The organism is Azohydromonas lata NBRC 102462, from assembly GCF_001571085.1.
GTDB lineage: Bacteria > Pseudomonadota > Gammaproteobacteria > Burkholderiales > Burkholderiaceae_C > Azohydromonas > Azohydromonas lata.
The window spans coordinates 18817-32696 of sequence record NZ_BCTC01000006.1; the positions used below are offsets into that span (position 1 = coordinate 18817).

General features: G+C 69.3%; 13 protein-coding genes. 2 read left to right on the forward strand and 11 right to left on the reverse strand.

Annotation, left to right across the window (positions count from 1 at the left end):
• The first annotated feature begins 9 nt into the window (after positions 1-9).
• Positions 10-1224, forward strand: a complete 1215-nt coding sequence (gene pcaF / locus ALA01S_RS03910) for a 3-oxoadipyl-CoA thiolase (RefSeq protein ID WP_066332312.1) — start codon at positions 10-12, stop codon at positions 1222-1224.
• Between the two features lie 176 nt (positions 1225-1400).
• Here the strand turns inward: pcaF and ALA01S_RS03915 are convergent, their stop codons facing one another.
• Positions 1401-1604: a hypothetical protein gene (locus ALA01S_RS03915; RefSeq protein WP_157118741.1), complete on the reverse strand. Its 204-nt coding sequence runs from the start codon at positions 1602-1604 to the stop codon at positions 1401-1403.
• 161 nt (positions 1605-1765) lie between these two features.
• On the opposite strand from ALA01S_RS03915, the gene ALA01S_RS03920 reads away from it, so the two are divergent.
• Positions 1766-2044 (forward strand): hypothetical protein, encoded by a 279-nt coding sequence (locus tag ALA01S_RS03920; protein WP_066332316.1) that lies wholly within the window; start codon positions 1766-1768, stop codon positions 2042-2044.
• Positions 2045-2049: 5 nt separating this feature from the next.
• Here ALA01S_RS03920 and gorA read toward each other — a convergent pair whose 3' ends face one another.
• From gorA to ALA01S_RS03970, 10 genes are all read right to left on the reverse strand, one after another.
• Positions 2050-3465: a glutathione-disulfide reductase gene (gene gorA / locus ALA01S_RS03925; RefSeq protein ID WP_157118742.1), complete on the reverse strand. Its 1416-nt coding sequence runs from the start codon at positions 3463-3465 to the stop codon at positions 2050-2052.
• Positions 3466-3720: 255 nt separating this feature from the next.
• Positions 3721-4197 (reverse strand): RES family NAD+ phosphorylase, encoded by a 477-nt coding sequence (locus tag ALA01S_RS03930; protein ID WP_066332318.1) that lies wholly within the window; start codon positions 4195-4197, stop codon positions 3721-3723.
• A complete protein-coding gene (locus tag ALA01S_RS03935) occupies positions 4194-4787 on the reverse strand; it encodes an antitoxin Xre/MbcA/ParS toxin-binding domain-containing protein (RefSeq protein ID WP_084267191.1) in 594 nt (197 codons plus the stop codon). The genes ALA01S_RS03930 and ALA01S_RS03935 overlap by 4 nt, the downstream gene beginning before the upstream one ends.
• Positions 4788-4923: 136 nt before the next feature.
• Positions 4924-5823: a type II secretion system minor pseudopilin GspK gene (gspK, locus tag ALA01S_RS03940; RefSeq protein ID WP_169805845.1), complete on the reverse strand. Its 900-nt coding sequence runs from the start codon at positions 5821-5823 to the stop codon at positions 4924-4926.
• A gap of 41 nt (positions 5824-5864) precedes the next feature.
• The gene (locus ALA01S_RS03945; protein ID WP_066332320.1) at positions 5865-6740 is read right to left on the reverse strand and encodes a TonB family protein; all 876 of its coding nucleotides are present in this window, start codon (positions 6738-6740) and stop codon (positions 5865-5867) included.
• Positions 6737-7126 (reverse strand): ExbD/TolR family protein, encoded by a 390-nt coding sequence (locus ALA01S_RS03950; protein ID WP_066332321.1) that lies wholly within the window; start codon positions 7124-7126, stop codon positions 6737-6739. The genes ALA01S_RS03945 and ALA01S_RS03950 overlap by 4 nt, the downstream gene beginning before the upstream one ends.
• On the reverse strand, positions 7119-7559 hold the full coding sequence (gene exbB / locus ALA01S_RS03955; protein ID WP_218011423.1) for a TonB-system energizer ExbB: 441 nt from the start codon (positions 7557-7559) through the stop codon (positions 7119-7121). Before exbB ends, ALA01S_RS03950 begins: the two co-directional genes overlap by 8 nt.
• Before the next feature lie 16 nt (positions 7560-7575).
• On the reverse strand, positions 7576-9162 hold the full coding sequence (locus ALA01S_RS03960; RefSeq protein WP_066332325.1) for a ShlB/FhaC/HecB family hemolysin secretion/activation protein: 1587 nt from the start codon (positions 9160-9162) through the stop codon (positions 7576-7578).
• A gap of 286 nt (positions 9163-9448) precedes the next feature.
• Positions 9449-10417, reverse strand: coding sequence for a substrate-binding domain-containing protein (locus ALA01S_RS03965; RefSeq protein WP_157118743.1), 969 nt, complete (start codon positions 10415-10417; stop codon positions 9449-9451).
• 109 nt (positions 10418-10526) lie between these two features.
• Positions 10527-13823 carry a two-partner secretion domain-containing protein gene (locus ALA01S_RS03970; RefSeq protein ID WP_066332329.1) on the reverse strand — a complete coding sequence of 1099 codons (3297 nt, stop codon included), beginning with the start codon at positions 13821-13823 and terminating at the stop codon, positions 10527-10529.
• Positions 13824-13880: the final 57 nt, after the last annotated feature.

Consider the following 13880-nt stretch of genomic DNA (forward strand, 5'->3'; position numbering starts at 1 on the left):
GAGACCTCAATGGCCAAGCCCCTCAATGCCTGGATCGTGGACGGCGTGCGCACGCCTTTCGGCCGCTACGGCGGCGCGCTGGCCGGCGTGCGTGCCGACGACTTGGGCGCCGTGCCCATGCGCGCCCTCATGGAGCGCCATCCCGGCGTCGATTGGGCCGCGGTGGACGACGTGCTCTACGGCTGCGCCAACCAGGCCGGCGAGGACAACCGCAACGTCGCGCGCATGTCGGCCCTGCTGGCCGGGCTGCCGGTGGACGTGCCCGGCGGCACGCTCAACCGCCTGTGCGGCTCGGGGCTGGACGCCATTGGGCAGGGCGCGCGCGGCATCCGGGCGGGCGAGATGGACCTGGTCATTGCCGGCGGCGTGGAGAGCATGACGCGCGCGCCCTTCGTCATGGGCAAGGCCGACAGCGCCTTCTCGCGCGCGGCCAAGGTGGAGGACACCACCATCGGCTGGCGCTTCGTGAACGCGAAGATGAAGGCGCAGTACGGCATCGACTCCATGCCCGAGACGGCCGAGAACGTGGCCACCGAATTCGGCGTGTCGCGCGCGGACCAGGACCTGATGGCCTGGAGCTCCCAGCAGCGCTGCAAGGCCGCACAGGCGGCCGGCTTCTTCGCCGGGGAAATCGTGCCCGTGCTGATTCCGCAGAAGAAGGGCGAGCCGCTGTCGGTGAGCGTGGACGAGCATCCGCGGCCGGACACGACGCTGGAGCAATTGGCCAAGCTCAAGGGCGTGGTGCGCCCGGACGGCACGGTGACGGCCGGCAATGCTTCCGGCGTCAACGACGGCGCCGTGGCGCTGCTGCTGGCGTCGGACGCCGCGGTGGAGCGCTACGGCCTCAAGCCGCGCGGCCGCGTGGTTGGCATGGCCGTGGCCGGCGTGCCGCCGCGCATCATGGGCATGGGCCCGGCGCCGGCCACGCAAAAGCTGCTGGCGCGCGTGGGCTGGTCGCTCGCCGACGTGGACGTGATCGAGCTGAATGAAGCCTTCGCTGCCCAGGGCCTGGCCGTGCTGCGCCAGCTGGGCCTGCGCGACGACGACCCCCGCGTCAATCCCAACGGCGGCGCCATCGCTCTCGGCCATCCCTTGGGCGCGTCGGGCGCGCGCCTGGCGCTCACCGCGCTGCGCCAGCTCGAACGCACGGGCGGCCGGCGTGCCATCGCCACCATGTGCATAGGCGTCGGCCAAGGCATCGCCATGGCCCTGGAGCGCTGCTGAGCTCCACGCCGTGGGCGCGCCGCCAGGGATGCGGTGGCAAAGTTACCCACGGCTTCTGTGGACAAGTCCGTGGAATAAGGGCGCTTGGCGAAGCCAAGTCATTGATTCATAAGCCGCGGCACGCGCTGCCTAAAAAACAGGCAGCAGCGGCTGCGGTGCCGGGGCTTGCCGGCCGTTCAAGCGGGCAGGTTGCCGTGCCGCCGCCACAGGGGCACGGGCCGCCCGGCGGTGCAGCGCTGGCGCAGCGCATGAACTTCGTGGCGCCACTGCGCCAGGGTGAACTCGCCACGCGCAGCCCTGCGCTCCAGTTCTGCGAATGCCGATTCGTACTCGGGGTGGCCGCTGTCGAGGGGGCCTGCGGCGGGGGGAAGCTGGTCCATGTCGTCGTGGGTCAGGATGCTGTTGTGGAACACCCCAACCGTTGTGTGTGCGGGCGTATCGCCATGGTAGGTATGCCCGCACGTGCCGGCGTTTCGGTTTCCACGACCGTGAAAACCCTGCGTGGCGGCTGTGTCGAGGCTGGCGCTGTACCGTCGCCGCCATGGTGACCTCCAAGCTTCCCGTGGCGTTGCCCGCGCACTGGTTTGCCGAGGACGACTGGCGCGGCACCCTCATCCATGCCGTGGACGGCAGGGGCCACGTCGTGGCCTCGGTGACGGTCAATGAAGACGTGCGCGGCTACCTGTTGGGCGTGCAGCCCGTCCCCGCCTTCCATGGGCGCGCGCAACGCTACATGCGCCGCGGCTGGCGTCCGCGCCTGTACCGGGACGCGTTGGCGGCACTGATGGCGGCTTGGCAGAGCTTGCGGCCCAAGGCCTAGCCGCTTCAGCTTGGCGCGGTACCGGCAGGCCCCTGGGGCGGCTTGCCATGGCGGCGGGTGGGCTCGCGCATCAGCACGAATTCCTCGGCGGCCGTCGGGTGCACGGCAAGCGTGCGGTCGAAGTCGCGCTTGGTGGCGCCGCAGGTCATGGCCACGGCCAGGCTCTGCACGATCTCCGGCGCGTCGGTGCCGATCATGTGGATGCCCAGGACCACGTCGCTCAAGCCGTCCACCACCAGCTTCATGTAGCTGCGGGCCTGGCTGCCCACGAAGGCGGTGCGCATCGGCCGGAAGTCGGATTCGTACACGTCCACCGGGCCCAGGCGGGCCGCATCGGTCTCCGTCAGGCCCACCGTCGCGATGGGGGGCTCGGTGAACACCGCACTAGCCACCGTGCGGTGGTCCACGCGCACGGCGTGGTGGGCGAACTCGCTGTCGGCGAAGGCCCGCCCTTCGGCAATGGCCACGGGCGTGAGATTGACGCGGTTGGTGACGTCGCCTATGGCCCAAATGCCTTGGACCGTGGTGCGGCTGTCGATGTCCACGGTGATGGCGCCGCGTGCGTCGATGTCCACGCCCGCTTGCTCCAGGCCCAGGCCCGCCGTGTTGGGCCGCCGGCCCGTGGCGTTGAGAACCGCCTGCGCACCAAGCACCGAGCCGTCGGCCCGCTGCAGCTCGAAGCGCTCGCCGGTGTGCGTCAGCGCATGCAAGCCCACGCCGCCCGCGAGCGTGATGCCGCGCTCCGTCAGCGCGTGCGCCAGGCGCTTGCGCAGATCGTGGTCAAACCCCCGCAGCGGAAGCGCGTCGCGGAAGGCCAGCGTGACCTGAGCGCCCAGCGCCGCCAGGATGCTGGCGAACTCGACGGCGATGTAGCCGCCGCCCACCACCAGCAGCGTGGACGGCACCTCCCGCAGGTCGAGCACCTCGTTGGAGGTCATGGCCAAGTCCAGCCCCGGCAAGGCGTCCTGGGCGGGCGAGCCGCCCGTGGCGATGAGCACGCGTTCACTGCGCAGCGTGCGCCCCGCGACCTCGACCTGCCCGGGGCCCAGCAACCGTGCGCGGCCGTTCACGAGATCGACGCCCGCATCGGCCAGCATCCCTCGGTAGAGGCCTTCGAGCCGCGTGATCTCGCGCGCCTTGGCGTCGGCCCAGCGCTCCATTTCGAAGCGGCCCGCCACGCCCACCCAGCCATAGCCGGCCGCTTCGCGCAGCAGCTGGCCATGGCTTGCGGCGTACATCATGAGCTTCTTGGGCACGCAGCCGCGGATCACGCAGGTGCCGCCCACGCGGTCAGCCTCGGCGATGAGCACGCGCGCGCCGTGCGCGGCAGCGCGGCGCGATGCGGCCACGCCGCCGGAACCCGCGCCGATGACGATCAGGTCGTAGGCCGCGATGGGGCCGAGCTCTTTGCCGTTGTCCATGTCCACCGCCCCCTGGCCATCACGGTCAGTTGATCTGGCGGGCAGTGTATAGAGCCGGTGGCGGCAGGCCACGGCTCATGCCCGGCACCTCGCGCCGGCCCTCGGTATGACGGCAATCAATTTCACATAAACCTTATTGACACACGCTGGCAATGCTTTGAGCCTTGGTGCCGTCCCAGCGGTCCTGTTCATGGTTGCGCCGTCTACAAAAATGCACATACCCCGGCAGGGCGCGCTTGCCTGAGGCCAATTCCCTCAGACACGAGGGTCGTAAAGGAACCGGCGCACCTTCTCGGGCAGAAGCTGCCGTGCATCCGGATGCGCCGGGTTGATCAGCACGTTGTCCTCTTCTTCGATGATGACTGAGGGCACCACCAGCAGTACCGAAGCACCCACGGCCAGCCAGGCCGAGCCGATGCTGCGTGACACCAGGCCTTCCGGGATGGCGTTCCAGCCTACAGGCAATGGCCGCGGCACTTGCGCGCGGGCAGCCCACACGTTGTCGGGGACGTCGATGCGCACGAGGCATCGGTTGAAAGGCAGCTGTGTGCCGCCTCGGCCCAGATGCGCGCGCGTTTCCCAGGCCGCAAGGGCGATGGTGGTTGACGCATAGGTGACATGCTCGCCGGGGCCATTCCAGCGGCCACCCTTGTGGGCCGCACCCTTGCCTGCCATGTCATCGGCCGTCCAGGAAGGTGTGTCGGCTGCGATGCGCCAGAGGGACACCGTCATGCGGGCAGGCCGCCGCGCATGCGGTCAAGCAGCTCCTCGATGGCGCGCTGGCCTTCCGGATTGCGCAGCATCTGCGCCGGCGTCTTGCCGCCGAACTCGGCCAAGGGCTCGCGCATCCAGTCCCTGACCCAGGCATCGAGGTCGAAGTCCGCCAACTGCGCCGGGTCGCCGCTTTCCTGCAGCAGCCGCTGCAGCCGCGCCACGATGCGCAGGAAACCCATGACGCGATGGCCGGCCACTTCGGGCAGCGGCTCACTGGCTTCGTGCTTGCGTCGGAAGGTGGTCTCGGAAACGCCAATGAGCGCCATCACTGACTCGTTCGTGCCGCCGAAGGCACCGGCAATGACCGAGACCACCGCGGTCGGCACACCTTCCTCCACGGCGTCGTAGAGGTCTACCGGCGGGCAGTCGGTGACCAGGCCCAGCAGTTCATGGAACACGGCCCGCGAGTTACGGGCGCCGCTGCGCCCGAGCACGCCCCACAGCCGCGCACCGGCATCCTGCCGTGGCGTCCGGCTGCGCACGCCCGCCGCGACAACCGGAGGTGTCACGGGGGACTGGGGCTTCTTGGTGCGGGCGATGGCCGTCATGTCCAATACTCCATTTGGCGGAAAGATTACCACCACTTGGAGGAAGCACGTTTTTTGCCGGCAGCCGTGCCAAGTCGTTGAGGTGCTTGGCGGCATCTGGTGGGCTCAAAAATCAGGCAGGCGAACGCGCAAGGCATCACTGCCGCGCACTGGCCCGCTGAAGCAGCCGAACTCCGGTTCGGTCCCGCTGAACGACGGTACGTTCGATCAACGTCTGGTCCGCCTTGCTCAGGGCAATCTCGATCTCGAAATACCGGCTGCCGACGCCGTGCAACGAGGCACTGATCTGCGGCACCGGCCCACTGCCCTGGGGAGCAGACAGGCTGGTACTGACCGTCTCCAGCGACCTGAAGGGCGTGCCGGACCGCAACTGGATCAGCTTGTGCTCGGAAGCCTGGTTCAGGTTCGGAATGGCCGCATAGAGAACCTCTGGCGACGCGGTGTTGAGATTGACGGTCGTGCGCATGGGCAACCAGGCGATGTAGGGCGCCAGCCGCTCGAGCGTGGAAGCGCTCAAGCCCAGCCGCCGCAGATCGTCCGGCCGCACGGGCCGCAACGCCGCGGCGGCATCATTGCCGGGGGCCGCCGAGCTCATGCTGGCCTGCAGCCCCGCCTTCAGGCGCGTGAGCTCGGCCAGTGGCAGATCGAGCCGTTCGAACAGCCGGGTGAAGGCGGCCCAGCCCGCGTCGGACACTTCGCCGTAACGCGCCAGGTCACCCACGTTCAGCCGTCCCTGCAGGTCGGTGATGCGTCGGCTCAGATGCAGGCCCTCGCCTTCGGAGGCGAAGCCCAGCGCGCCCATCGACGACAGACGGGTGTCCGGCAGCGGCGCCGCCCACGGCTCGGCCAGGTGATCCGCCTCGCGGGCGTCGTCGTTCAACACGGCAAGGCCCCCATCCAGGGCCGCGTTCAAAATCCACTGGCTGCGCTGGCGCTCCAGGTCGGCGGCGCCCACCTCCATGTCGCGCCACTGCAGCCAGTAGGCGGAGGTCGCCAGCGTCGTGACCAGCGCCACCACGAGCAGCGCCAGGATCAAGGCCGCCCCCCGGCTGCGCGAGCCGGGCGCCCGCGCCCGCATCACGGCTCCTGCGCGAAGGACAGCGTGAGCACCACCGCCATCTGCCGCGGCGGCGCCTCCAGCGGCACGCTCGCCCGCACGGCGTGCAGGGCGGCCTCGTCCAGCGCGCCATGGCCGCTGCTGCGCTGGATGCCCAGCGAGCCGGGCAGCACCTCCCCGGCGCTGGTGATGACGAAGCGGACGATGGGCGCGCCAGTCGCGCCCTCCGCCCGCGCCTGCGCCGGATAGGCCAGCCGGCGCTGGATCGCCTTCTTCAAGCCGGCCAGGTACTGGCGGATCAGGTCGGCGGAGGCCTCGCGCATCGGCACCGCCTGCTGCAGGCGCTGTTCCTCGCCCCCCAGGGCTGAAGACGGGGTGCCCGTGGCCGCCGGCATGGCGGCAGGCGCCGGTTCCCCCGCGGTTGGCGGCGCAACCGGCTCGCGCGCGGGCTCGCTCACCTGCACCGGGCTCGGCGCGGCGGATGCCGTTTCGCTGCGCAAGCGCTTCTCGTGCCGCTCCTTTGGCGCTTCGGGGCGGGCCGGCACGGGCGCGCGCGGCTGCGGCGCCTGGGCCGAAGGGGGCGCCGCGTCGGCCGCGGCACGGCCCTCGTCCCGGCCCAGCTGCTGCTGCTCCACCTGCCGATGGCTCACCATCCCGAACAGCTCGACCGCCAGCGGGCTCTCCCGCCGCACGGGCTGCGGCTTGAAGCTCTCGAACGCCAGCCACGCCAGGGCCAGCAGGGCATGCAGCAGCAGCGAGAAGGCCAGGCCCCGGACGTCATGGGCACGCCCAGTCTGCGCGGCCTGCGCCGGGGCCCGCTCGGCCGGCGCGGGAAGGCGGGCGCCCGGCCGCGCGGCCGGCCTCGCCAACGCGCCGGTGGCAAGGAGGGCGCTCACGGTCTCGTGCTCTGCGTCTGCACCGCGACCCTGGAGATGCCCAGCTGCTTGAGCGCATCGGCCACGTCCACGAAGCGCTGCAACTGCACCGTGCGGTCCGCGCGCAGCAGGAAGGGCGTGGCCTTGTCCATAGGCGCCAGTTGCTCCTTGAGCGCCTCGACGCTCAGCGGCCGGCCTTCGAAGTGCGCCGTGCCGGCCGCATCGATGTCGATGGTCCGCGTCTCGCGCGGGTCGCGTTCGCTGCGCTGCGCGCTGGCCTGCGGCAGGTGCACCGGGATGCGCCCGCTGGCGATGAAGCTGGAGGTCGTCAGCACGATCACCAGCAGCACCAGCATGATGTCGATGAACGGCACCATGTTCATGTGCTCGAACGGCCGCTCATCCATGCGCGATCTCCCACTGCAGCATGAGCACCTTGGCCCGGCGCAGCAGCGTGTTGTAGAAGGCCACCGCCACCAGCGCCACCACCAGGCCCGCCGCGGTGGCCTTCAGCGCCAGGGCCAGCCCCAGCATGATCTGCGACGGGTCCATCGCCCCGCCGTGCCCCATGCGGTAGAAGGTCAGCATGATCCCGAACACCGTGCCCAGCAGCCCCAGGTAGGGCGCGTTGCTCGCCACCGAGGCGATCACGAACAGCCGCCGGGTCAGCGCCAGCTCCAGGGACTTGATGTCGGGCATGCGCTGGGCCTCGACCCGGCGGAAGTACAGCGTGCGCTCGATGCCGATGGCCACCACCAGCACGCTCAGCAGCATCAGCACGCCGATCACCCCGTAGTCGATGGCGCCGCCCAGCCAGTCCATGTTCTTCGCGTTTTCCATGCCGTGCTCCCGTGGTTCAGAAACTCAGGCCTGCCTGCAGCAGCACCCGGGTGCGGCCGTGGTCCCGGGCGCTGTCCGGCTGCGCGCCCACCGCATGGGCCACTTGCAGCGAGCCGGACAGCGACCGGTGCTGCAGGTGGTAGCCCAGGCCCACGTCCGACAGCCGCGCGCCCGCGGCGCTGCTGTAGCCGCCGTGCTGCAGGTACACCCGGCCCAGGTCGCCGAACACGCCCAGCGCATGCGAGAAGCCCTCGGCCAGGCCCGCCGCCGGCAGCGCGTAGCGCAATTGCGCGCTCAGCAGATAGCCGTTGTCGCCGCTGACCGTCTCCCTGTAGGCGCGCACGCCCTCGGGGCCGGCGATGTTCATCTGCTCGCTCGGGTCGAGGTTGCGGTCCAGGGATTTCTGGACGCTCGCGCCGGCCCGCAGGCTCCAGGCCGGAGCCAGCTCCAGCTGGGCCGTCGCGGCCAGCTTCAGGTAGGCGTAGCGGCCCGCCGTGTTCGCGCCGCCGCGGTTGAGCGCCTCCTGTGCCGGGTCGTCGAAATCGAGCTGGCCGATGACCAGCGAGCCGCTGGCCGTGGTTTGGCCCGGCAGCCCGGCCAGGCCGCGCCAGTCCTCGTGGCGCAGGCCGAGGGTGCCGGCGGTGGCCCGCTTGCGGACCGACGAGTTCTCCGCGCCGATGTCGTCGCGCAGCCGCCTAGCGGCCAGCCCCAGGCCCAGGTGCAGGTTGCGCTCGCGGCTGCGCAGCAGCGGGTAGCTCAGCGCGGCCTCCAGGGAGCGTGCGTTGCCCTGCGCCGCCAGGTCGGCATACGCGCCGCCGAGCTCGTAGGTGGTCTTCGACCAGGCCAGCTCGCCGCGCAGGCCGTTGGCGGCCAATGCGGCGGCGTAGGCCAGCCGGCCGTTGTCCAGCCGGCCGCCTTCGGCCGCCATGCCGCTGAGCGTGAGCTTGTCGGCCTGGCCCAGGGGTGAATTCAGCTCCACGCCGCCGTTGAGCCGGTTCTTGCCGGTGTAGGCCGAGCCCAGGTTGTCCACGACCAGCCAGCCGCCCCAGCGCGCGCCGGCTGGCACGTCCAGCAGGAAGTCGGTGCTGCCCGGCGCCTGGCCCGCGGCGACGGTCAGCCGCGGCAACTGCGCCCCCGGCATGTCGGAGATGGTGAGCATCGCGCGCTCCAGCGCCGCCCGGCTCACCGCGGCCTGCCCGGCCGCCAGCGACGCCGCCACGCCCTCCAGCAGCCTGTCACCCACCAGCGAGGCGTTGCGAAGCGTGAAGCGGCCGCACCGGCCCACCTGCACGCGGATCAGCAGCGTGCCGGCGCTGGCGTCCTGGCGCGGCACGTAGGCCCGCGCCACCAGCCAGCCCCGGCTGCGGTAGAGCGCAGTGACCTGGGCCGCCACCTCGTTGATGCGAGCCATGCTCAGCGTCTGGCCCCGGTAGGGCGCCACCACGGCCTGCAGCTCAGCCTCGGGCACCTCCTCGGTCCCTTCGAACCTGAATTCGCGCACCGACAGCGTCTGCCCGTCGGCCAGCGACAGCGGCGGCGCGGGCCGGGTCTCGGGGCGCAGCGGCTGCGCCTGGCGCAGCGCGTCGCCGGCACCGAAAGGCACGGGCGGGGATGGCGCCGCCGTCTGTGCCCAGGCGCCTGCACAGGCCAGGTGAGCCGCCATCGCGATGAGGGTGGGCAGAAGGTTCCGGGGGCGGGTACGGCGCATGGTGGAGAGTTGGTTTTGTTTTGAATTCGCCCGCAGCAGGGAAAATGCCGCAATCGGGCGTTCCGTGAGCGAGGAATCGGGAATGAGCCTGCGCCGAGATTCACTGCGGCCGGGCAGAAAAAGAAGGAATATTGCTTCCCCTCTGAAAATGCCAAGGGGAAGACGGCTCATGCCAGGGGCGTCAGATTTGCTTGTAGCAGCGGCTGATCAGGAATTCATTCCAGTCGGAAATCCCGTCCGAATCGGCATCGGCGGATTTCTTGGTGTTCATGAAGCCGACCATGCTGGCGCTGTAGGCGTTCTGCGTGGAGTTGGTGGAATTGATCAGAATACCCTTTTGCGTGGTCTGGTAGTCAGGAAACTCGATGTAGTAGGAGCTCGAAATGGAGTCCGAACACATCTGTGCCTTGGAGACGAATCCCGCCTTGATATTGTTGCTGGCGTACTGGATGGCCTGCTGGGTGTAGTCGATATTGCTGTAGGTGCAGGTCCAGGACGGCGAGCAATTCGAGGTGTAGCTTGTGCCCAGGTCGGTCGTGGATCCGGACTGGCCCATGTCCACCAAAATGTCATCGGCGGCCACCCCATAAGGCGCCAGGGTGGGGTTGCCGATAGCCAGTTTCGTCACGTAGGTCTGGTTGACCTTGACCGGGTTGGCATATCCGCTCGCGGTGGCGCCAGGACTCGCGGTCTGCACCAGGTTGGCCTTGGCGACCTTCTGGCTGTAGAGCACCGGAATACCGTAGGCATAAAGGAAGGCGCTCGCACCGGTCTGCTTAAAGGTCGAACCGGTCGGGTCCGTGTCGAAGTAGGCCGGCGTATCGGCATCGGCCGCGAGCAGCAGGCTGTATTTCTTGGAGCCCACGGCCGCCGGCATGGACGCGGTGCCGTTGATCTGCTTTTTCAGGTTGCCGGTCGAATCGGCGCAGACCTGGACCGCCGTGGCCGTGGTGCCGGAATTGGACAGGAAATCCTGGGCAAAGGCCTGGGCCGGCTCATAGAAATTCGAAGCCACGGCAATTACGAAGGAGGCCGAGGTCGCGCTGCTGGGGACATAGGTGCACGTCGTGGCGGCTCCTGCATGGGAAGCGACGACGGCCAATGCCACCGGGGCGAGCACCGAAATGGCTTGACGGATACCAAACTTCATTTCACACCTTGCTTGAGTTTAAATGGCAGCGTTCCCGATGACGGCAGTAGGCTGCGAGAACCAAAACCCCTCCCAACTGGCAGAAGCTCCGCATCCTGGCTGGGGAGGTCTAGCGACTCTCCTTTTTCTTGTCGTCTTCCAATTCATAGCGGACACCGTCAACTTCGATGGCCCGCACGTCCGCCTTGTATTCGGACATTTCGTTGATCTGAATATGGCTGTCTATGGAATCAGGGCGCCGGCCGGCGGCGGCCTGGAGCTGAGACACGGCACGCGGGGCCGCCTTCACCGGATCGAGCTGGCCGGCGGCCGCCTGCGCGGCGGCGCGGGCCTCGGCCTCCGCCGCTGCCCTGGCCGCGGCCTGCGCGGCAGCACGGGCCTCGGCCTCTGCCGCTGCCCTGGCTGCGGCCTGCGCGGCGGCACGGGCCTCGGCCTCTGCCGCTGCCCAGGCTGCGGCCTGCGCGGCGGCTCGGGCCTCAGCCTCCGCCGCTGCCCTGGCCGCAGCCTCCGCCGCCACGTCGGTATAGGTGCTGTTGCTGACCGTGCCGTAGTCGTTGCCCACCAGGCCGCCAACGAATTTGCCTGTACCGCGGACACTGCCGGTGGCCTGGGAATTGTTTATTTCGCCCTCGTTCACGGCGACCAGGGCACCTGCGGCCTGGCCGGCCGGGGCCGGGCCAGCCTGGCCCAAAATGCCCACATTTCCGCTGGCGTAGGATTCAGTGATCAGGCCGTGGCTGTTGACTCCCACCAGCCCGCCGGCCCCGGCATATCCAGAAACGCTGCCACTGGCGTGCGACCTGGAAATGGACCCGCCGCCCGCCAAGGCCCCGAGCAATCCCCCGGTACTAGAGCCGCCCGTGACATCGCCGGTGGCATATGAATCGGCAACGCTCATCCCCGAGAAATAACCGCCTAAGCCGCCGGTCCATCCGGAATTCATGGCGAGCGCCACTACATCCCCATTGGCGTGGCTGTCCGAAACCGTTCCCTCCTTCACCGTGGCCGAGCCGATCAATCCACCGGCCCGGGTGACGTAGGGGCTGTTGACGACGACATCGCCGGTCGAATGCGCCTTGGAAATGTTCAAGGTCATTCGGGAGGCATTGGCATAACCGATCAATCCACCCACACCGTCTCCGGTGGTGATTTCAGTGGATTGGTTCGCGGTTACCGTGCCGATGGCATATACGTTGTCGAGGGTGATGGTTCCCCGGCTGTTCGACGCACCCATCGCCCCGATCAGGCCACCCAGCTTGGTGCCGCCGGTCACGTTCCCGGTGGCGAACGAATTGGTCACGCCGACATTCGCTGTCGATGTCGAAAATGCCCCGACCAGCCCCCCCAGGGATTGCGAGTCAGGCGCCCCCGTGATGTTGCCGGTGGCGTAGGCATTTGAAATGGACCCTCTGCCCGCGTAGCCCGCCAGGCCGCCAGCATTCGAGTCGACCCCGGAGCCTATATGCCCGCTCGCGTGGGAATTTTGAATATCGAACAGCACCGCATTGCCTACCAACCCGCCCAAAAAGGAGCTGGGGGCTTCGGCCTGAATATCGACGTCGGCATAGGAACTGTTGACGGTGCCGTACAGGGAGCCCAGCAAGCCGCCGACCCGGGCACCGCCCGCCGTCACGGTGATGTGCCCCGTGCCATACGCATTGCTGATATTGACCTCGGCATCCGACGTCCCGAGCAAGGTGCCGGCATAACTGTTGGCCGTGATATTGGCGCTGGTCACGCCGATATCACGAAGGGTGCTGGTCTCCACCACCCTGCCGATCAGCCCGGCATTGCTGGCCTCGGGCGCATTGAGCGTGAGATTCGATACCGTGTGTCCCAGGCCGGCGAAAATGCCGCCAAATTCGTTGACGACGGCCGCGGCACCTTTGTGGGCCGCGCTCCAGTTCGCCGCGTCCAGGTTTTGCGCCAGGGCGAAATACCCGCGGGCCGTACCGGCCGCGTCGTCCAGCGCCGCCAGTTGGTCCATGCCATGGATCAGGGTGTAGTCCTGGCCGTTGAGGCTCAGGCGGGCATCCGCCGCGGTGAGGGTGAGGCTGCCGTACACGCCGCCGCTGCCGTCTTGCCGGGCCACCGGCTGGCCCTGGGCATCGAGGGTGGTGCCGCTGTAGCTGGCAGGGGTGCGCAGGTGGTAGTCGCCGCCGTAACGCAGCGCCAGGGTTGCGCCGCGGCCCGCCAGGGTGACGGGCGCGTTGATGTCGATGTCGGCCCCGGCCTTGAGCACCAGCCCGGCGCCGGCGCCCGTGGAGGTGATGGCGGCGTTGACCTTGACGTCGCGGGTGGCGGTCAGGGTCAGCGTGGTGCGGCCGGCCCAGCTCAGCGCGTCGTTGACGTTGAGGTCGCCGCCCGCGCCGCTGCCCAGGGTGGACTGGATCTCGATGCTGTTGTCGCGCAGCAGCCGGGACAGCAGCGTGGCGCTCATGTCGCCGCCGAGGTTGGCGATGGTGATGCCGTCCGGGTCGATCAGCCAGGTGCCGGCTGCGCCGTGGGAGGAGCGGGTGGTGATTGCCGCCTCCTCGGCAATCGCCACCTTGCGGCCGCTGGTCTCGATGAAGCCGCCGTCGCCGCCCCGGGGCGCGGAGGCGTCCAGCGTGCCGCGGACGGTGGTGGTGCCGCCCTGGGCCAGCAGGGTGATGGAGCCCTTGAGCTCGTCTATGGTCCGCGCCTGGATGATCCCGCTGTTGTTGACCTGGCTGCCCAGCAGCTCGTCGGCAGCCTTGGCGGTGAGCAGCACGGTGCCGCCGTCGGCGTGGATGGCCTGCCGGTTCTCGACGAGCGCGTCGAGCGCGCCCTGGTCGATGGTCACGCTCAGCAGGGAGTCGCCGTTGAAGTTGAGCGTGACCTTGTCGCCCCCCGCCAGCGCCACCGTGCCCTTGGCCGCGGTGATGAGGCCCTGGTTGGAGACGCTCGCGCCCAGCAGCGCCACGTGGCCGCCCGGCGCCGCAGCCAGGGTGCCCAGGTTGACGACCGCGCCGCCGGTGCCGGGGCCAGCCTTGCTGAAGGTGTAGCGGCCAGCCAGGAAGTCGCCGTCGCCGATGTCTAGGCTGCTGGCAACCAGGCTCCCCGCGCTCACGCTGCTGCCCCGCGTGAACAGGATGCCGTTGGAGTTGACGAGGAAGACCTTGCCGTTGGCGTTGAGCGCGCCCTCGATGACGCTCTTCTCGTGGCCGACGACGCGGTTGAGGAGGACGGCCGAGGCGCCGGGCTGCCTGAAGTTGACGCTCTCGTTGGCGCCGACGGAGAAGCCCTGCCAGTTGATGACCGCCTTCGGCGTGGACTGCCTGACCTCGGTGCTGTTGCCGCGCTGGACGATGGTGGCCGCGCCGCTGGCCACCACGCCGCCCGCCGGGGCGGCCAGCAGCGGCGGCGAGACCCAAATCAAGGCCACGGCCGTGGCCAGCCTGCTCCTGGCGAACCGGAGGGCCCGCCGACCCTGAGGCGGCCG